17 protein-coding genes are annotated in these 18,531 nt (G+C 57.9%); 7 read left to right on the forward strand and 10 right to left on the reverse strand.

All coding sequences use genetic code 11. The features are described 5' to 3' along the window. Positions 1 to 39: 39 nt before the first annotated feature. The gene (purL, locus tag PVA19_RS04370) at positions 40 to 2,274 is read left to right on the forward strand and encodes a phosphoribosylformylglycinamidine synthase subunit PurL (RefSeq protein ID WP_274101319.1); all 2,235 of its coding nucleotides are present in this window, start codon (positions 40 to 42) and stop codon (positions 2,272 to 2,274) included. A gap of 19 nt (positions 2,275 to 2,293) precedes the next feature. Then, entirely contained in the window at positions 2,294 to 2,527 is a 234-nt protein-coding gene (locus PVA19_RS04375) for a BolA family protein (RefSeq protein WP_003516012.1), read from the forward strand. 72 nt (positions 2,528 to 2,599) lie between these two features. Here the strand turns inward: PVA19_RS04375 and PVA19_RS04380 are convergent, their stop codons facing one another. Continuing rightward, positions 2,600 to 3,754, reverse strand: coding sequence for a hypothetical protein (locus tag PVA19_RS04380; RefSeq protein ID WP_274101323.1), 1,155 nt, complete (start codon positions 3,752 to 3,754; stop codon positions 2,600 to 2,602). A gap of 153 nt (positions 3,755 to 3,907) precedes the next feature. Between PVA19_RS04380 and PVA19_RS04385 the strand changes: the two genes are divergently transcribed. Continuing rightward, complete coding sequence (locus PVA19_RS04385; protein WP_062424288.1) at positions 3,908 to 4,171, forward strand: hypothetical protein; 264 nt, start codon at positions 3,908 to 3,910, stop codon at positions 4,169 to 4,171. A 12-nt stretch (positions 4,172 to 4,183) separates the two neighbouring features. Here PVA19_RS04385 and PVA19_RS04390 read toward each other — a convergent pair whose 3' ends face one another. Beyond that, on the reverse strand, positions 4,184 to 4,900 hold the full coding sequence (locus tag PVA19_RS04390) for a polysaccharide deacetylase family protein (RefSeq protein ID WP_274101325.1): 717 nt from the start codon (positions 4,898 to 4,900) through the stop codon (positions 4,184 to 4,186). Positions 4,901 to 5,087: 187 nt separating this feature from the next. Here PVA19_RS04390 and grxD point away from each other — a divergent pair, with 187 nt between their 5' ends. Further along, positions 5,088 to 5,423 carry a Grx4 family monothiol glutaredoxin gene (gene grxD / locus PVA19_RS04395; protein WP_062424286.1) on the forward strand — a complete coding sequence of 112 codons (336 nt, stop codon included), beginning with the start codon at positions 5,088 to 5,090 and terminating at the stop codon, positions 5,421 to 5,423. Between the two features lie 137 nt (positions 5,424 to 5,560). After that, positions 5,561 to 6,769 carry a multidrug effflux MFS transporter gene (locus PVA19_RS04400; protein WP_113265257.1) on the forward strand — a complete coding sequence of 403 codons (1,209 nt, stop codon included), beginning with the start codon at positions 5,561 to 5,563 and terminating at the stop codon, positions 6,767 to 6,769. A 74-nt stretch (positions 6,770 to 6,843) separates the two neighbouring features. Here PVA19_RS04400 and PVA19_RS04405 read toward each other — a convergent pair whose 3' ends face one another. From PVA19_RS04405 to PVA19_RS04425, 5 genes are all read right to left on the reverse strand, one after another. Beyond that, positions 6,844 to 7,668 (reverse strand): inositol monophosphatase family protein, encoded by an 825-nt coding sequence (locus PVA19_RS04405; protein WP_112357961.1) that lies wholly within the window; start codon positions 7,666 to 7,668, stop codon positions 6,844 to 6,846. A 24-nt stretch (positions 7,669 to 7,692) separates the two neighbouring features. Further along, positions 7,693 to 8,520: an inositol monophosphatase family protein gene (locus PVA19_RS04410; protein ID WP_062424283.1), complete on the reverse strand. Its 828-nt coding sequence runs from the start codon at positions 8,518 to 8,520 to the stop codon at positions 7,693 to 7,695. 44 nt (positions 8,521 to 8,564) lie between these two features. Then, complete coding sequence (ttcA, locus tag PVA19_RS04415; RefSeq protein WP_144620455.1) at positions 8,565 to 9,443, reverse strand: tRNA 2-thiocytidine(32) synthetase TtcA; 879 nt, start codon at positions 9,441 to 9,443, stop codon at positions 8,565 to 8,567. A 68-nt stretch (positions 9,444 to 9,511) separates the two neighbouring features. Continuing rightward, the gene (locus tag PVA19_RS04420) at positions 9,512 to 10,441 is read right to left on the reverse strand and encodes a glutaminase (protein WP_274101326.1); all 930 of its coding nucleotides are present in this window, start codon (positions 10,439 to 10,441) and stop codon (positions 9,512 to 9,514) included. A 60-nt stretch (positions 10,442 to 10,501) separates the two neighbouring features. Next, positions 10,502 to 12,388 (reverse strand): L,D-transpeptidase family protein, encoded by a 1,887-nt coding sequence (locus tag PVA19_RS04425; protein WP_443111619.1) that lies wholly within the window; start codon positions 12,386 to 12,388, stop codon positions 10,502 to 10,504. A gap of 421 nt (positions 12,389 to 12,809) precedes the next feature. On the opposite strand from PVA19_RS04425, the gene fumC reads away from it, so the two are divergent. Both fumC and PVA19_RS04435 read left to right on the forward strand, forming a co-directional pair. Next, positions 12,810 to 14,201 (forward strand): class II fumarate hydratase, encoded by a 1,392-nt coding sequence (fumC, locus tag PVA19_RS04430; protein ID WP_062424281.1) that lies wholly within the window; start codon positions 12,810 to 12,812, stop codon positions 14,199 to 14,201. 263 nt (positions 14,202 to 14,464) lie between these two features. Further along, positions 14,465 to 15,535, forward strand: coding sequence for a GGDEF domain-containing protein (locus PVA19_RS04435; protein WP_116493582.1), 1,071 nt, complete (start codon positions 14,465 to 14,467; stop codon positions 15,533 to 15,535). Between the two features lie 47 nt (positions 15,536 to 15,582). Here the strand turns inward: PVA19_RS04435 and PVA19_RS04440 are convergent, their stop codons facing one another. From PVA19_RS04440 to PVA19_RS04450, 3 genes are read right to left on the reverse strand one after another with little or no spacing between them, the layout of a single operon-like run. Next, entirely contained in the window at positions 15,583 to 16,191 is a 609-nt protein-coding gene (locus PVA19_RS04440) for a pyridoxamine 5'-phosphate oxidase family protein (RefSeq protein WP_274101329.1), read from the reverse strand. A gap of 39 nt (positions 16,192 to 16,230) precedes the next feature. Beyond that, positions 16,231 to 18,048 (reverse strand): monovalent cation:proton antiporter-2 (CPA2) family protein, encoded by a 1,818-nt coding sequence (locus PVA19_RS04445; protein WP_274101330.1) that lies wholly within the window; start codon positions 18,046 to 18,048, stop codon positions 16,231 to 16,233. A 35-nt stretch (positions 18,049 to 18,083) separates the two neighbouring features. After that, positions 18,084 to 18,464 (reverse strand): gamma-butyrobetaine hydroxylase-like domain-containing protein, encoded by a 381-nt coding sequence (locus PVA19_RS04450; protein WP_111847146.1) that lies wholly within the window; start codon positions 18,462 to 18,464, stop codon positions 18,084 to 18,086. Positions 18,465 to 18,531: the final 67 nt, after the last annotated feature.

Here is an 18,531-nt window from a genome sequence, read left to right on the forward strand (position 1 = left end):
ACCGGAAATTCCCGTACCGGCTCGAACCCCGTGAGACCTATGACACTTCCAAATCATATTCAGATCACCCCGGAACTCGTTGCATCCCACGGGCTGAAGCCCGATGAATATCAGCGCATTCTCGACCTGATCGGACGCGAGCCGACCTTTACCGAACTTGGCATCTTCTCCGCCATGTGGAACGAGCACTGCTCCTACAAGTCGTCGAAGAAGTGGCTGAAGACGTTGCCGACCAAAGGTCCGCGCGTCATCCAAGGGCCCGGCGAGAATGCCGGCGTGGTGGACATCGACGATGGCGACTGCGTCGTCTTCAAGATGGAGAGCCACAATCACCCTTCCTATATCGAGCCTTATCAGGGTGCGGCAACCGGCGTCGGCGGCATTCTGCGTGACGTCTTCACCATGGGTGCGCGCCCGATTGCCGCGATGAACGCGCTGCGTTTCGGCGCTCCCGACCACCCGAAGACCCGCCACCTTGTGGCAGGCGTCGTTGCAGGCGTTGGTGGCTATGGTAACTCCTTCGGCGTTCCGACGGTCGGCGGCGAAGTGGAGTTCGATCAGCGTTACAACGGCAACATCCTCGTCAACGCCTTCGCAGCCGGTCTGGCGAAGTCCGATGCCATCTTCCTGTCGGAAGCCAAGGGCGTTGGCCTTCCTGTCGTCTATCTTGGCGCCAAGACCGGTCGTGACGGCGTCGGTGGTGCGACGATGGCCTCTGCCGAGTTCGACGAGTCTATCGAAGAGAAGCGTCCGACTGTTCAGGTTGGCGATCCCTTCACCGAGAAGTGCCTGCTGGAAGCCTGCCTGGAACTGATGAAGACGGGCGCCGTCATCGCCATTCAGGACATGGGTGCTGCTGGTCTCACCTGCTCGGCAGTAGAAATGGGCGCAAAGGGTGATCTCGGCATTGAGCTAAACCTCGATCAGGTTCCGGTTCGCGAAGAGCGTATGACCGCCTACGAAATGATGCTGTCCGAAAGCCAGGAGCGTATGCTCATGGTTCTCGAGCCCTCCAAGGAAGAGGTCGCCAAGGCGATCTTCGTCAAGTGGGGCCTGGACTTCGCCATCGTCGGCAAGACCACCGACGATCTGCGCTTCCGCGTTCTGCACAATGGCGAGGAAGTCGCCAACCTGCCGATCAAGGAACTGGGCGATCAGGCGCCGGAATATGACCGTCCTTGGACACCGGCAAAGGTCTCCGCGCCGCTTTCCGAAAACGACATTCCGGAAACCGATATTGCAGATGCGCTCATCAAGCTTGTCGGCTCGGCCAACAATTCATCGCGCCGCTGGGTTTACGAACAATATGACACGCTGATCCAGGGCAACTCGCTGCAGTTGCCGGGCGGCGACGCAGGCGTTGTGCGCGTCGAGGGCCATGAGACAAAAGCGCTTGCCTTCTCCTCCGACGTCACTCCGCGTTACGTGGAAGCCGACGCCTTCGAAGGCGGCAAGCAGGCAGTGGCTGAATGCTGGCGCAACATCACCGCTACCGGCGCACTGCCACTGGCGGCAACCGATAACCTGAACTTCGGCAATCCCGAAAAGCCGGAGATCATGAGCCAGCTCGTCCATGCCATCAAGGGTATCGGCGAAGCCTGCAAGGTGCTGGAATTCCCGATCGTATCGGGCAACGTCTCGCTCTATAACGAGACCAACGGCCAGGCTATCCTGCCGACCCCGACCATCGGCGGCGTGGGCCTTCTGAAGGACTGGTCGAAAATGGCGCGTATTCGCTTTGCTGCAGCTAACGAGGTCATTCTGCTCGCTGGCGCGCCTGAGGGACTTGGTACCCACATTGCCCAGTCGGTTTACATGCGCGACATTCATGGCCGCATCGACGGCCCTGCCCCGCATGTCGATCTGGACAACGAAAAGAAGACCGGTGACTTTGTTCGCACCATCATCACAGCGGGCCTGACGAGTGCAGTTCACGATTGCTCCTCCGGTGGCCTCGCTCTAGCGATTGCCGAAATGGCGATGGCATCGGAGATCGGCGCGACGATCGAAACGGTATCCGGCAACAACCCGATCCTGGCGTTCTACGGCGAAGATCAGGGCCGTTATGTCCTGACCGTCAAGCAGTCCGATCTCGAAACCGTCAAGGCGCAGGCTGCTTCGGCAGGCGTTTCGCTCGCCGTTATCGGCAAGACCGGCGGCTCTTCGGTAAAGCTGGGTACGGCGCGCGCGGTCGAGATTAAAGAATTGCGCAATGCCCATGAATCGTGGTTCCCTCAGTTCATGGACGGCGAGACACTCGTCGCAGCAGAATAAGAATTGAGGAGTAGACACCATGCCCATGAAGCCCGGCGACATTGAAGACATGATTAAGGCTGGAATTCCCGGAGCAAAGGTCACCATCCGCGATCTGGCCGGTGACGGCGATCACTACGCCGCTGAAGTCGTGGCAGACGCCTTCAAGGGCAAGACGCGCGTGCAGCAGCACCAGATGGTCTATGACGCGTTGAAGGGCAATATGGGTGGCGTTCTGCATGCATTGGCCCTGCAGACCTCCGCGCCTGAATAAGGCTCTTTCACTGATCAACAAAAAGGCCCGCGTGATGCTCGTCACGCGGGCCTTTCTGTTACGGCATTGCGTTTACTGAAACGCTGGCGGCGGCACGTCGGACTTCAGGCCGACAAAGGATGCGGCCGGCAGCGGACCGGCTGTCAGCAGCGTGAAATCGAAGCCGGACTTTCGGTCCGAACCCAGCACATATTGACGATGCATGCGCAGAAAGTTCATCTTGTTCTTGCGATAACGGTCATCCGAAAGCGAATGCTTGAACTTGATCCTCACGATCTTGGGCTGGCCAGCATCGCCATGCCCCGTCAGGTGCGCCGTATTGCATTTGTAGAGATGGATCGGATCGGACAGACACTGGATATCGAACCATGTCACCTCGCCGTGGCGCGCAAGCGTCCCGATGCTGTCGCGAAGGCGCGTGGCTTTGGCAATGAAAGCGCATTGAAGTGCTGCACCGCCCAGAGTGACGAAAGAGACATTGCGTCCATCGAACGCATCCGGTTTCAATTCCAAAACACGCCCCGCCACCGCCAGCGCCAGGCTTGCGCCCATGCTATGCGATACAAACAGCACCTCATCTGAGGATGTTTGGAGAGCGAGCAGGATCTTCTGCGCCTTGTCCTCGATCCAGGCACGTGCGACCGGCTCGTCGCGGCCCACCATCAGCGCAAATCGCCAGTCGGCAAAGAGATGCAAGGTGTGAAATCGCCCGGAGAACGCAATGACGCCCTTGTCGAAGAACAGCCATGCCGCTGGCACACTCAAAAGACAGAGGAACGGCGAAACATCGAGCAGCAGCGGCAAGACGGCGATCAACGCCGCGAGCAAAAGGCCCGTGAAGATGAGTAGATAGGGAAAAAGGAAAAACAGGCCAAAACGCCAGGCGTGACGAAAGTATCGGAATGCCGCGCCGCTGGTGATGATCTCGGCCCCGGCCTTGAAACCGAGAAGGATCTGTTTCCAGATTGGAGGCGCTCTTAAGTCCGAGATGATGCTGTTATGATCATGAATGTAGATGGTGCTCTTCGTCTCCTGGCCGTCGGAGATCGAGACCGCCTCCACTCGGCTACCAGCTTCAACCTCTCGAACCGGACCGACCTCATAGTCGAGACCAAAGGTCTTGCCGGATTGAGCAGCACTGCGCTCATAGCGACGGTGATGGGCGGCAGCATCCAAAGGATCGAAGCCGGGGAAGTAGAAAACGAGACGTGAGGAGACAGACGCCATAAAACGAGCCAAGGGTTCAAAACCTGAAGGTTGCGAAGAGCCCAAAAGGATCGCTTGATACAATGGGTGTCGCCCATATAGTAAACACCGTGGCTTAATTATGTTTTATATCATAAGCGGGCCAGAGGATTTTGTTGCGGAGCGGAGAAGATCTTGTCGAAAATCGTTGATCAGATCATCGGGAGTGTCGTGAAAGGCGCCATGTCGGAGATCCTGTCGAAAACAGGTGTCCGGAAGACACGACGGGCAAGAGGAAAGGCGAAAGCCGGCACATCGCTTGGCGGCGGTATCCTTGGCGGCATTCTGGAGGCAGCCCTCGGTGAAAAACCCGCGCGAAAGAAAAAGCGGACGCCCGCCAAAAGGCAGGTCAGCAAACGCCGGACCGCTGCCGCGCGCAGCAAGCAACGCGCGAGATAGCCGCAATTCAGGTCACTTCTGTTGCTGCTTCATCAGCTCCGACACGGTGACAAACTGGAAGCCACGCTCCCGCAAACCATCGATGATCTTGGGTAGAGCCTGGCGGGACGCTTCGCGGCTTCGATACATGACATGCAGCAGAATGATCGAGCCGTTCTGGGCGTTCTGGATCACATACTCCGCGATCGCATCTGCATCTTCAGCGATGTCCGGGTAGGATTCCGGCTCGACATCCCAGGTGATCGAGGTTCGCCCGGTCTGGGATAAGTACCACGGCAGGGTCAGCAGCTTCTTGCCGTAGGGTGGCCGAAAATAGATTTCGCCCTGATAGCCCGCCGCACGAATGGCGCGATCCGTTCGCTCGATCTCGTCGCGTACCTTGTCTGAACCCATCAAGCTCATATTGGAGTGGGAGAAGGAGTGATTGCCGATCTCGTGACCGCGCCGGACGATATCGGCCGCGAGCGCCGGCGTTTCCTCCATTTCCCGACCTGTGAGAAAGAATGTCGCCTTGACGTTTTTTCCATCCAGCAGGTTCAAGACGTCGCGCGTATAGCGAAGTGTGGGGCCATCATCGAGAGTGAGCGCCACGAGGGGCTCGCTCGTCTCCACCCGCGGCACGATCGTTCCAAACAGCTGATAGCCACGCGCCTTGCTCAGTTGGAACAGCCCAAACACTAAGAGCAGGATCACCACCAGCGCGATGATCCAAACACCAAATTTGCGCATGTCCGGCCTCGGCTTTGGTTGAATGAAGCATCAGGGCACCACACCTTCGGGGCAGCATCATGACTGTCTGTTCCAATTCCGACCGCCATTGGTTTTTTCGCCTTTGCGACTGGAAATAACGATATTCCATGTTATTTAAGAGCGAACGAAGCAGCGGCCTTGACCCGCATGTGAAAGGAATACAGCCATGAGCGGCATTCACGACCTGATCGACAACGAAGTGAAGAGCAACGACATCGTTCTTTTCATGAAGGGCACGCCCCAGTTTCCGCAGTGCGGTTTCTCCGGACAGGTGGTCCAGATTCTCGATTATCTCGGCGTGGACTATAAGGGCGTCAACGTCCTTGCCGATGCCGACATCCGTCAGGGCATCAAGGACTATTCCAACTGGCCGACGATCCCTCAGCTCTACGTCAAGGGTGAATTCCTCGGCGGCTGCGATATCGTAAGAGAAATGTTCCAGTCCGGCGAACTTCAAAGCCAATTCCAAGAGCAGGGTATCAGCGTCCGCGGCGCGGCCTGATTTCGGCCGGTTCATCCGGCCCACCCTGATTGTCAGAAAACTATGCCAGGCGTTGCGTCATGCAACGCCTTTGCCGTTCTTTTTGAGGCAATCCTGTGACACATCCACCACAAACGACCGCTTCGCCCGCAGGGACCATGGGGCGCGCGGAATTCATCGGGCTGGCTGCCATGCTGATGGCGCTTAATGCTCTTGCCATCGACATCATGCTTCCTGGCCTGCAGGAAATCGGCGCATCGCTTGGCGTCGATAACGAGAACCATCGACAATATGTCGTCTCTGCCTACCTGCTCGGCTTCGGTATCGCCCAGCTCTTCTACGGCCCGCTTGCGGATCGCTTCGGGCGCCGCAAGCCGATGCTGTTTGGCCTTGGCATCTACATCCTGTCGTCCATCGCCGTGATCTTTGTGCCGAGCTTTGCCGGCCTTCTGGCCCTTCGGTTTATCCAGGGGATCGGCTCTGCGGCGACACGTGTCATCACCGTTTCCATCGTTCGCGATATCTATGGCGGGCGTCAGATGGCCGAAGTCATGTCGCTGATCATGATGGTGTTCATGGTGGTCCCGGTCATCGCACCCGGCACAGGACAGATCGTGCTGTTCTTTGGCGACTGGCACCTCATCTTCGGCTTCATGGCCGCGATCGCTGCCGTCGTGACGGTCTGGATGTACATTCGGCTTCCCGAAACGCTACGACCCGAGGACGTGCGCCCGCTGACTGTCTCATCCGTCCTCACCGGCTTCAAGATCGTTCTCACCAACCGTGTCGCGCTCTGTTACACGATCGCCAGCATGATCATCTTCGGTGCACTGTTCGGCTTCATCAACTCCGCCGAACAAGTCTATAAGGGCATCTACGATCTCGGCGCCTGGTTTGCCGCCGCCTTTGCCGCAGTCGCGCTGTTCATGTCGCTGTCGTCCTTCCTAAACTCCAAGCTCGTCGGGCGTTACGGAATGCGCAAGCTGTCGCACGGCTCCCTGCTGGGCTTCATCGGCATCAACTTCATCTGGCTGCTGATGATGATCCTCGGTCCGCAGCCAATGCCATTTGCGCTGTTCATCGTGATGTTCGGTCTGTCGATGTTCCAGTTTGGTTTAATTGGCTCGAACTTCAACTCACTTGCCATGGAGCCGCTTGGTCACGTGGCCGGAACCGCATCGTCCGTGATCGGCTTTCTCGGAACGGTGGGTGGCTCGCTGATCGGCGCCGGCATCGGTCAGGCTTTCAATGGCACGGCGCTGCCCATGGTCAGCGGCTTCTTCATCGTCTCGATCATTGGTCTCGTGTTCGTTTTGATCGGCGAAAAGGGCACGCTGTTCCAAGCTCACAACAAGCCGACGCACTGACACAAGCCTTCAAAGTAAAGCAAAGGCGCGGCTGCCATGACAACCGCGCCTTTTTTGTGCCGTCGTTCAGTCGATCAGACCGTGAAGATCTTCTCGCGCAACACGGTCCATGTCTCTTTGTCCGGGGCCAGCAGCAAGCCGCCGCTGACATGGTTTGGCAGATAGGGAGATCCGTCGAAGCGTGCCGCGTAGGCACCCGCCTCCTGTGAGATCAGCGTGCCAGCTAGGTGATCCCAAGGCATCAGCTTGTTGTACATCAGAAAGTGCATGTGGCCGCCGCAGAAGATGCGGTACTCATGCGCTGCGCAACGGTAACTGGTGAAGAGCCTGACATCGGCAAGATTGTTCAAGAGGCGACGGCGCGTCTCGACCTCAAAGTAGCCGGTATTGGCGATACCGACCATCTGCGAGAGTTCCGGCGCCGGAACCACCTGCAACTGCGTCTGGGAGCCATCGGCGCTGCAAAGCCAGGCACCGGAGCCCTTCTCCGCGATCACCCAGTCATTGCCCATCGGATCGAAGATGATGCCTGCGACCGTCTCACCCTTGGAGACGACGCTCAGCATCACGCCAAACAGCGGCAATCCGGCAGCAAAGTTATAGGTGCCGTCAATTGGGTCCACGACCACCGCAAGGTCAGCGTCGCCAAGCTTCTCCAGCAGCGACGGATCTGCAGCGACCGCTTCCTCTCCGACGAACAGCGCGTCGGGCATAAACTCGGCGACACGGGCGCGGATCAAGCGCTCTGCCGCCTCGTCTGCCTCCGTCACAAGGTCGATCGCCTCGGTTTTCACCCGCACGTCACCCTCGCCGAGATTTCGGAACCGCGGGAGGATTTCCACCGCCGCCGCTTCCTGTAGGGCATTGGCAAGCGAGGCGATGTCGAGTTCGACGGACATGGGAGGTTCCTTTACATGTTCAGATCAAAGACCGAGAATGTCCCGGCGCAGCATCTTCCAGCTTTCCTTGTCTGGTGCAGAAAGGATGCCACCCTCGGTATCTCCTGGGCGGTAGGGCGTGCCATCGAGCTTCACCGTGTAGCCGCCCGCCTCCTGATGGGTTAGCACGCCTGCCAGATGGTCCCAAGGCATAAGCTTCTCATGACCGATGAAATGCAGCTTGCCTGTCGCCACCAGCCAATATTCGTGCGCAGAGCAATTCAGGGACAGCGCCATTTTCGTCTTGGCCATATTTGCAGCGATCACCGGTCGGCGGTCGGGATGGCTATGACCCCAGGAGAAGATACCCACCATGTCCGAAAGACCGACGGGCTCGGCGACGCGCAGTTTCGCTTCGCTGCCGTTTGCGCGCTTCAGCACGGCGCCTGCGCCTTTGACCGAGACGATGCTGTCGCCCATCACCGGATCATGAATGATTCCAGCGACCGTTTCACCTTTGACGGTCACGGCGAGCAGCGTTCCAAAGGCTGGAAAACCGGAGGCGAAGTTGAATGTGCCGTCTACGGGATCGATCACGAAGGCAAGCGGCGCGTCGCGAAGTGCCGGAATAACGGAGCGGTCGGCATCATAGGCTTCTTCGCCAACGATGTGCGCGGTGGGGAAACGCTGCAGCAAGGCTGCAGTGATCTGCTTTTCCGCAAGGACATCCGCTTCCGTGACCAGGTCGACAGCCGATGTCTTCTCGGAAATGGCCGAAGCGCTGAGATTGCGAAAGCGCGGCATGATTTCGCTGGTGCCGGCATGGGCAACGGTTGCAACGAGGAAGTCGATATCTGAATCGGAAAGGGTCATGGAAAACAATCTGAATAGGTGAGGAATGCGCCTCACCTATTCCTCTAGGATGACGGATCCGTGACAGTCAGGCCGGAAAAATCGAACAGCTTTGTATCCAGCAGATGCGAGGGATTGACGTGTGCGAGTGCCCGCAACATCACATCCTTGCGACCGGGCATACGCCGTTCGATATCGGCCAGCATGTCCTTCATGGCATTCCTTTGCAAACCGTCCTGGGAACCGCAAAGATCGCAGGGAATGATGGGGAACTGCATTGCCGCTGCGAATTTCGCCAGGTCGTCTTCTGCGCAGTAGGCAAGCGGGCGCAGCACCATCAGGTTGCCTTCGTCATTCATCAGCTTCGCCGGCATGCCAGCAAGCCGGCCGCCATGGAAGAAATTCATGAAGAAGGTTTCCAGAATGTCTTCGCGGTGATGGCCCAGAAGTAGCGCGTCGCAGCCCTCTTCGCGTGCGATACGATAGAGATTGCCACGGCGAAGACGCGAACAGAGCGAGCAGTAGGTGGCTCCTTCCGGGACCTTTTCCTTCACGATGGAATAGGTATCGCGGTATTCGATGCGGTGCGGCATGCCGATCTTCGTCAGATAGTCCGGCAGGATGTGCTTGGGAAAGTTCGGCTGACCCTGGTCGAGATTGCAGGCAATCAGTTCGACGGGCAGAAGGCCGCGCCATTTCAGATCGAGCAGCAGCGCCAGAAGACCATAGCTGTCCTTGCCGCCTGAAAGGCCCACCAGCCAGCGCTTCTGTCCCTTCAACATGCCGAAATCGTCGAAGGCCTGTCGCACGTTTCGCAACAGACGCTTGCGCAGCTTGTTGAAGGAGACGGAGCGCGGCGCATCGGCAAAGAGAGGATGCGAGCCACCAGCCTCTTCGACCTCGCCGGCATTCTGAATGTCATCGATCTGTGCGGCAATGGTCATGGTCATCTCGCTGTCTGATCCGCTTGAAAGCGGTTAACGACAGGCAATGCCCTCATATAGGCGTAAGATCAAGCCCCGAATACGGACCAGCCCATGCGGTTCGCCAGCATTTCAAGCGCGTCGGACCCGAGCGCGGAGTTCCCGACCTTGTTGAGGCCCGGCGACCAGACGGCAATCGACGCCTTGCCCGGCGCCACTGCCAGAATGCCCCCGCCGACGCCGCTCTTGCCGGGAAGACCGACGTGATAGGCAAAGTCGCCCGACCCATCATAATGGCCGCAGGTCAGCATCAGAGCATTGATACGGCGCGCCCGGCGATCCGACACCACCGTGTGCCCCGTCAGCGGATTACGTCCGCGATTGGCGAGGAAGAGCCCTGCCCGTGCTAGCTGCACGCAGTTCATGGAGAGCGCGCACTGGTGGAAATAGACACCAAGCGTATGGTCGACAGGATGGTGAATATTGCCGAAGCTGCGCATGAAGTTCGCGAGCGCGAAATTGCGAAAACCGGTGGCCTGCTCGGATTTGGCGACGGTGTTGTCGATCGAGACCGTATCATCGTTGGAGAGGTACCGTACAAAACGCAGCAACTCGCCTATGGCCTCTCGCGGCTGGTGTCCCGCGAGCACCATGTCGGTCACAACGATTGCACCCGCATTGACGAAAGGGTTGCGGGGAATGCCGTGTTCATGTTCGAGCTGAACGATGGAATTGAACGATGAGCCAGAAGGCTCGCGTCCAACACGCTTCCAGACGGACTCACCGGCTTTGCCGAGCGCAAGCGTCAGCATGAAGACTTTGGAAATACTTTGAATCGAAAAAGGAACGGCGGCATCGCCCGCAACGAAAGTCTCGCCTTCGACGGTGGTGACGGCAATGCCGAACTGTTTCGAATCGATCTTGGCAAGCTCGGGAATATAATCCGCGACCTTCCCCTCTCCGAGGTGGTTCTTCATCTCGTCATAGATGGAGTCGATGACCGTCTGAATGTTCTGCATGCCCTGCCCCGATACAGCAAAAGCGCCCGTAGGGCGCTTTTGTCAGATGTTTCAGCCGCCTCAGATGGAGGTTGAGCGCGCCTTGGTGGTGGTGGCGAACGCCTTCATCACATAGCTGTCGCGATCATAAACGTCGTCGAAATACTGCACCTTACCGTCCTTGTCCGGCCATGCGGTAAAGTAGGCGACATAGACCGGAATCTTCACCGGCACGGACACTGCACGGTTTTCACCGGCTGCAATCTGCTTGTTGACGTTGTCAATCGTCGTGCCGAGAACGGCCGCTGCCATGCGGCGCGGATCGACAAGACGGATACAGCCGTGGCTCAGAGCGCGCATATCACGGTTGAAGAAACTCTTCGATGGCGTGTCATGCATGTAGATTGCATGGCTGTTCGGGAAGAGGATTTTCAGATCGCCCAATGCATTGTCGCTGCTTGGCGGCTGGCGAACCGAGATCGCGTTGGTCGAACCGTACCAGTTTACGCTCGACGACGAAACGGCCCGGCCATTGACCGAAACCTCGTAGCCAAGGCGATCGAGATAGGATGGATCATTGCGCAGCTTTGGCAGCATTTCGTTGACGATGATGGACTGCGGAACGCCCCAATAGGGGTTGAACTCGACAGTCTCGATTTCATCCTGGAAGAAATAGGTCTGGTTGGTCTTCGAACCGATGACCACCTTCATGCCGAACTGCTCTTTGCCCTGGTCATGGTAATAGGCCATGAAGGCCGGCTGATTGATGAACACATAGCGGTCGCCGAGATCTGCCGGCAGCCAGCGAACCTGTTCCATAGCAACTTCAAGCTTGGCAATCTTCGCCTCGTTGCTATCCCCCGTCATTGCACGAACGGTGGCGCGACCAATCACGCCATCAGCCTTCAAACCGTTTTCGCTCTGGAAAGCCTTGACCAGATCAACCAGTTCCGGCGTGTATTGCGTCGTGTGCTGATAGCCTGTCAGGGCCGGTGCATGCTGCGACTTCAGCGCCTCGGACGAGCGATGCTCGATCGCCTTCACCACATTGGCGAGTTCAGCGTTATCTTCGCCAGGCTTCAGCACCAGATCGGCGCGGACAGCGATCTTGTTTTCACCGGACTTGTCCTCATCAAGAAGCTTGACCAGTTCGGCCTTCAGCGCCTGATATTCCGGGCTGGAAGGCTCACGCGACTTCAGATAGGCCGTCACATCCGGGCTCAATGCTGCAAGCTTAAGAACCGGCGAAAGATTGACCGTCTTGCGCTTGAAATCGTGATAGCCGGAAAGCTTGTTTGGATCGATACGACCGCGGGTGGTGTCCTGCACATAGCCAAGAACCTTTGCGGAGAGGGCAAGCTCGAACTGCATCATCGCGCGGTTGACCGGCTTGTCCTCGTTTTCCGTGGCACTCACCGTTTGAACTTCCGCCTGCGGCTCACTGGCGATGCTGGCCGTGACGTCGGAAGAGGGAGCCGAGATGCTGTAATCGGCCGGGTCCAGGCCGCTGTCGCCTACGGTTTCGAAGAAGGCGAGAACGGCAGACGCGCGCTCGTTGATATCGCCATTGGAAACCCAGATCGGTTTTGCGCCGCCCGCATAGTAAGCTTCGAGCGCCTTGGCGATCTCAGGCGTTGCCGAGACTTTTACGCCGGCATAGTCCGGGCCGAACTTCGACGTATCAACCGCACGGGTGCCATCTGCCTTGTAGGTGTAATAGCGAGGACCGGAAATGCGCGGTGTCGGCTCGGGATCGATATCGCCACCGACCGGAGCGTTTTGCTGGACGACGCCTGGAAGGCCACGGTCTTGGCGTTCGCGCTCGATCTTACCAGGACCGCCACGAAGCAGATCCATAAGGGTGATGGCGCTGGCTGGAGCTGGAATGCCCGCTGAGACGGAAACACCGAGAGCCAGTATGAACGCCGCCGATTTTTTTCCTGAAGTGATCTGCAATTTGGTCCTCATTGCGTCCAGCGCCATCATCCATCGAAGCGCGAATAAAACATTGTCTGTCTAGCTGATTGGTCTTCGCTTGAAAAGGAAACGCGCAAAGCCCGATCTCGTGCCAGAATTGTCCTGCCGTTCGTCAAAAAAGCTCTGGCAATCTCCTTAATTTTTGGCAGGAATAGTTAAATTTCTCTTTAATTTCGAAGCATTGCAGAAAGATGTTTTTTCATCTGTTAAGCCTGAAGCGCCATGGAATTGTCTCTTTTGCGAACGTTACCCAAAAGTCACGTCAATTGACTTTCGAATCTGCGGCAAAATCTGACGCCCTGCGGCGCGTGAGGCTTTCCAGAGTTGCGGGATGGCTCTATATGTCGGCCCGCGCGCAAGACGGGCTTGAAACGCCGCCTTGCCACCGGAACACAATGGAGAGGCACCAACGATGACAGCCACACGCACGGAAACTGATACTTTTGGCCCGATCGAAGTCGCCAGCGATCGCTACTGGGGCGCGCAGGCCCAGCGCTCGCTCGGCAACTTCAAGATCGGCTGGGAAAAGCAGCCCACATCCGTCATCCGTGCGCTCGGCATCGTCAAGCAGGCAGCCGCACGCGCTAATATGGCGCTCGGTGGCCTCGACGCTCAACTCGCCGAGACGATCGTCAAGGCGGCTCAGGAAGTCATCGATGGCAAGCTGAACGAGCATTTTCCGCTCGTTGTCTGGCAGACGGGTTCGGGCACCCAGTCCAACATGAATGCCAATGAAGTGATCTCCAACCGCGCCATTGAAATGCTCGGCGGCGTGATGGGCTCGAAGAAGCCGGTTCACCCGAACGATCACGTCAACATGAGCCAGTCGTCCAACGACACCTATCCGACGGCCATGCATATCGCCTGCGCCGAGCAGATCGTTCATCACCTGCTGCCGAGCCTGAAGCACCTGCATGCCGCGCTTGACAAGAAGGCGAAGGACTTTGCCCACATCATCAAGATTGGCCGCACCCATACTCAGGATGCAACGCCTCTGACGCTCGGCCAGGAGTTTTCCGGCTATGCGGCGCAGGTAGCATCATCGATCAAGCGCATCGAACTGACGCTGCCCGGCCTTTGCGAACTGGCACAGGGCGGCACTGCCGTCGGCACCGGCCTCAACGCGCCTGTCGGCTTTGCCGAAAAGGTTGCCGAAGAGATTGCCACCATCACCGGCCTGCCCTTCGTCACCGCTCCGAACAAGTTCGAAGCACTGGCCGCTCATGATTCGATGGTCTTCGCCCATGGCGCGATCAACGCGGCGGCAGCAGCGCTCTTCAAGATCGCCAACGATATCCGTTTCCTGGGTTCCGGCCCACGCGCCGGTCTCGGCGAACTTGCATTGCCGGAAAATGAACCAGGTTCCTCGATTATGCCAGGCAAGGTCAACCCGACCCAGTCCGAGGCGCTGACCCAGGTCTGCGCCCACATCTTCGGCAACCAGGCTGCCATTACTTTCGCAGGATCGCAGGGCCACTTCGAGCTCAACGTCTATAACCCGATGATGGCCTACAACTTCCTGCAGTCCGTCCAGCTTCTTGGCGATGCAGCCGTTTCCTTCACCGACAATTGCGTGGTCGGCATCGAAGCGCGCGAAGACAACATCCGCAAGGGCGTGGAGAACTCGCTCATGCTCGTGACTGCACTGAACACCAAGCTCGGCTATGACGCCTGCGCCAAGATTGCCAAGACCGCGCACAAGAACGGCACGACGCTGCGCGAAGAGGCTGTCGGTGGCGGATATCTGTCGAACGAGGAATTCGATCAGTATGTCCGTCCGGAAAACATGATCGGCCCCAAGTAATGACAAAGGTCAGGCAACGGGTCGCACTCGTTGTCTGACCACCCTTCCCATCTCAGGCTTTTCTGAAATACTATTTACAGCCATTAATTTTCGTAGATAAAATCTTTGCGAGACTGTAACTGGATTCCGTGTTCACGTGCGATTCTCGGAGAAGGCTACGCCTAAGAACACGCCGACTTTCCATGCAGCATCAACAATCGGTTGGGGAACCGTCGTTGAGGCGTGTCGGTCAGAACAAAAACGGGACGATCTGGGGACACATCATGAGTACGGGGCCGACACAAAATTTTCCCGGAGCAGACGTGGCGAGCCAAATCTTGCACGCCATGCGCAGCATGGGTATCTCGCCCATCCCCCGCAATTACAATCTTTTCTACGAAGCCTTCATCGGCTCCAACCCCGCTCTGTCCAAGGAACTGCTGCAGCTTGGCAGCAAGGCGACCCAGGAAGAATTGGACGAACTGGGCACCCGCTACTTCAACCACAGCCACAGCAAGATCATCGAGACGGTTCACGAGAAGCTGCATCTCGAGCTGGACGCCTTGCTCACTGTTCTGAAGCACGAGCAGTCAAGCCTTGAGAAATACAATCGGCTGCTGGATGAAACGCGCGAGCGGATCACGGTCAAAAGCGCGACAAGCACCTCGCTCGTTGGCGCGGCCATCGCGATCCTTTCAGAGGCAACCGGCACCAAGATCGCCCAAGGCGAGAGCAGTTCCAAAGACTTGGACAGACATGCTGAAGAGATGCAGCAGGTTCGTCTTGAACTGGATGAATACAAGCGCATCGCCAATACAGACTCGCTCACGCGTCTGTCGAACCGCCGAGCCTTTGATGAAAGGCTCGCATCGACCTACGATACGAGCTTCGGGCTCCATCTGTCGTCCCTGATCCTGCTGGACATCGATAACTTCAAGCGTGTCAACGATACTTACGGCCACCCAGTCGGAGACAAGATTCTTGCAAGCGTTGCATCGGTCATCCGTAAGTCGGTCCGTAAGGATATCTTTGTGGCCAGAAATGGCGGCGAGGAATTCGCGATCATCGTCGACAACATGAATGCCGACGAAGTGCGGGAGATGTGCGAGCGCATTCGCCTCTCGCTTGAGAAGACCCCGTTCCGAAACTCGAAGACCGGCGTGGATTACGGGCAGATTACTGTTTCCATCGGTTACGCCATGGCCTCTCAGGCGCAAAATCCTGTCGAACTCTACGCCCGTTCAGACGTCGCGCTCTACAATGCCAAGACGTCCGGGCGAAACCGCACCATCATGTTTGAAGACGGGATGCAGAAAAACTACTCCGGGAAAAGCTGGCTGATCTACCGGACGTAAGGATCGGGCTCAGCGGCGGGCCGCAGAGCTCATGGGAATCGCACTTTTCACCACATGGTTTTCGCCGCGCGCTCCGGCCACTCCCTGTCGTACGTCTCCTTGTCGAAATCTGCTTTTGCCGCTTTCAACAATGCGCCGGGTGTCGGCAGCGACGTCGGATCGATGAAGTTCTCAGGATCCCACAGCTCAGAGCGGATCAGCGCACGGGCACATTGGAAGTAGACTTCGTCGATGGTGACCACAGTCACCGTGCGCGGGTTCTTCCCATCCATTGAGAAGCTCGCGAGCAGCGCGGGTTCTGCCGATACCACCGCCTTGCCGTTGATGCGCATCGTCGTTGTCGAACCGGGGACGAGGAACATCAGGGCTACACGCGGGTCGCGCACGATGTTCATGAGAGAATCGACGCGATTGTTGCCGCGCCAGTCTGGCAGCAGAACGGTTTTCTCATCCTGAACCCGAACGACACCGCCCTTGTCGCCGCGCGGCGAACAGTCCATTCCCTCCGGCCCGACGGTTGCCAGCGCCAGAAAGGGTGCCGCCTCGATCATCTTGCGGTATTCGGGCGTGAGAGATGATGTGACTTTGACCAGTGAAGCCTCGGAGCAACCGTCATAGATTGCCTTCAACTCCTCTACAGAACGAATAATTCCCATAACCCCTCACTCCCGATTAAGCTGTCTTTCCACAACGCGTCAGCCGCTGGCCTCTGCCTCTTCACGTGCTTCGCGTTGCGCGCGCTCGCGCGCTGTCCTGGCAGCCACGAGATCGGCGGGCGAAGCATTGCCGCGTATCAGCGACCGGCCCGCATAAATACCGCCCACGACCTCGATCGCAAAGCGCTCGACATCCACATCTCGAAACTCTTCCACGAGGCGCTCGGCGGTATCCCGTTCTTCACCGACGGAGGTCAGGGCCTTCTGCGAGAAATCCAGCGCCGATTCATAGGTTTCGCGGATCTGATAATCGACGCCGGCCTTGACCAGATCGATGGCGTGACCGCGATCGAAAGCGCGGGCCAGAACCGGTACGAGTGGAAACTCGTGCTTGACGATCTCGGCAATGCGGATCGCAGCCTCCTTGTCATCGACGCAGATCAGCACCGCGCGCGCGGTTGCGGCGCCAGCTGCATGCAGGATCTCCGAACGGGCGCCATCGCCATAATAGACCTTGAAACCGAAATCGGCCGCATCGCGGACGAAATCCGCGTCCTTGTCGATCAGCGACAGCGTATAGCCACGCGCAAGCAGCGGTTGGCTGACGATCTGACCGAAGCGACCGAAGCCAATGATCAGAATGCTGCCCTCGACATTTTCGGGAAGCTCCAGACCATCCGTGTTGGGCTTTGCCGCAGGCATGATCCGGTCATGGGCAATGACCATCAAGGGCGTCAGTATCATCGAGATGATGATCATCGCGGTCAGCACCGCATTGGTTTCGGCATCGAGAATGCCTGCAGTGGATGCGGCGGAATAGAGGACGAAGGCAAATTCGCCGCCCTGCGCCATCAGCACGGCACGCTCGATCGCCTCACGCTGGCAGGTACCGACGAGGCGGGCCACGCTGTAGATCAACAGCGCCTTGACGAACATATAGGCAATGACGCCGATGACCACGATCTTCCAGTTGGCAGCAATTACCGAAAGATCGATCGCCATGCCGACACCAAGGAAGAAAAGCCCAAGCAGGATGCCGCGAAACGGCTCGATATCGGCTTCCAATTGATGGCGAAAAGCGGATTCGGAGAGAAGCACGCCAGCAAGAAAGGCGCCCATCGCCATGGACAAGCCGCTGACCTGCATCAGCAGGGCTGATCCGAGAACGACGAGCAGAGCCGCAGCAGTCATGACCTCTCGCGCACCGGAAGATGCCAGCAACCGGAAGAGAGGGTTGAGCAGATAGCGACCGGCAAAGATCAGGGCAACGGTCGCAGCCAAAGCAATACCGATCGAGGAAAGCCGCTCCGCCATCGTGACTTCTTCGCCGCCACTGCCGAGGAATGTGACGAGCACCAGAAGTGGCACGATTGCCAGATCCTCGAAGAGAAGGATGGCGATGATACGCTGCCCTTTCAACGTCGAGAGGCTGTTGCGCTCTTGAAGCATCTGCATGACGATGGCGGTGGATGTCAGAACGAAACCCGTTCCTGCGACGAAGGAGGGAATGACAGCATAGCCGAAAGCCGCGCCGATCATCGTCAGGCCGCCGATACAGACCATCACCTGAAGCGCGCCGAGACCGAAGATGTCCTTACGCATGGACCACAGCCTTGAGGGCTGCATCTCAAGACCGATGATGAAGAGGAACATCACCACGCCGAGTTCGGCGATATGGATGATGGCCTGCGGATCGGAAAAGGCACCTAAGCCGAAAGGGCCGATGACGAGACCGGCCGCGAGATAACCAAGAACCGAGCCGAGACCAATGCGCTTGAAGATGGGTGCTGCCACCACACCGGCGGCCAGCAGGACGACCACTTGGGCCAGATCATTCGCATTTCCCTCGACGGCCAAGTGTCACCTCCATATTGAAATCACATGCAACTTCCCTAACGGAACCGCGGCTCCCTGCTCAAGCCTTTTTCCGTAAGTTCCTGTTCGTAAGTCTGGAACAGTGCGTCTCCCTTTTCACCCAACTCCTGGAGATAGCGCCAGGTAAAGATGCCGCTGTCATGCCCGTCATCGAATGCGATGCGCACGGCATAGTTGCCGGTGGCGACCACGTTGCGGATCGCCACATCGCGCTTGCCCGGCACCGTGACTTTCTGCCCGGGCCCATGTCCCTGAACTTCCGCCGAAGGGGATAGGACGCGCAGCATTTCGGCGGGGAGCGTGTGAGAGACACCATTATCGAACACCACAGTCAGGTGTTTGCGATCTTTGGAAACCCGCAATTCGGTGGGCCATGCCTGATTGTCGCTGCTGCTCATGATTTCTGATCGTTCTATCGAGGTGTGAAGATTTGGCTGTTCGTCATAGCAGTCCCCAGCGACGATG

Origin of the sequence: Agrobacterium sp. CNPSo 3708, from assembly GCF_028674915.1 — a bacterium.
Lineage (GTDB): Bacteria > Pseudomonadota > Alphaproteobacteria > Rhizobiales > Rhizobiaceae > Agrobacterium > Agrobacterium cavarae.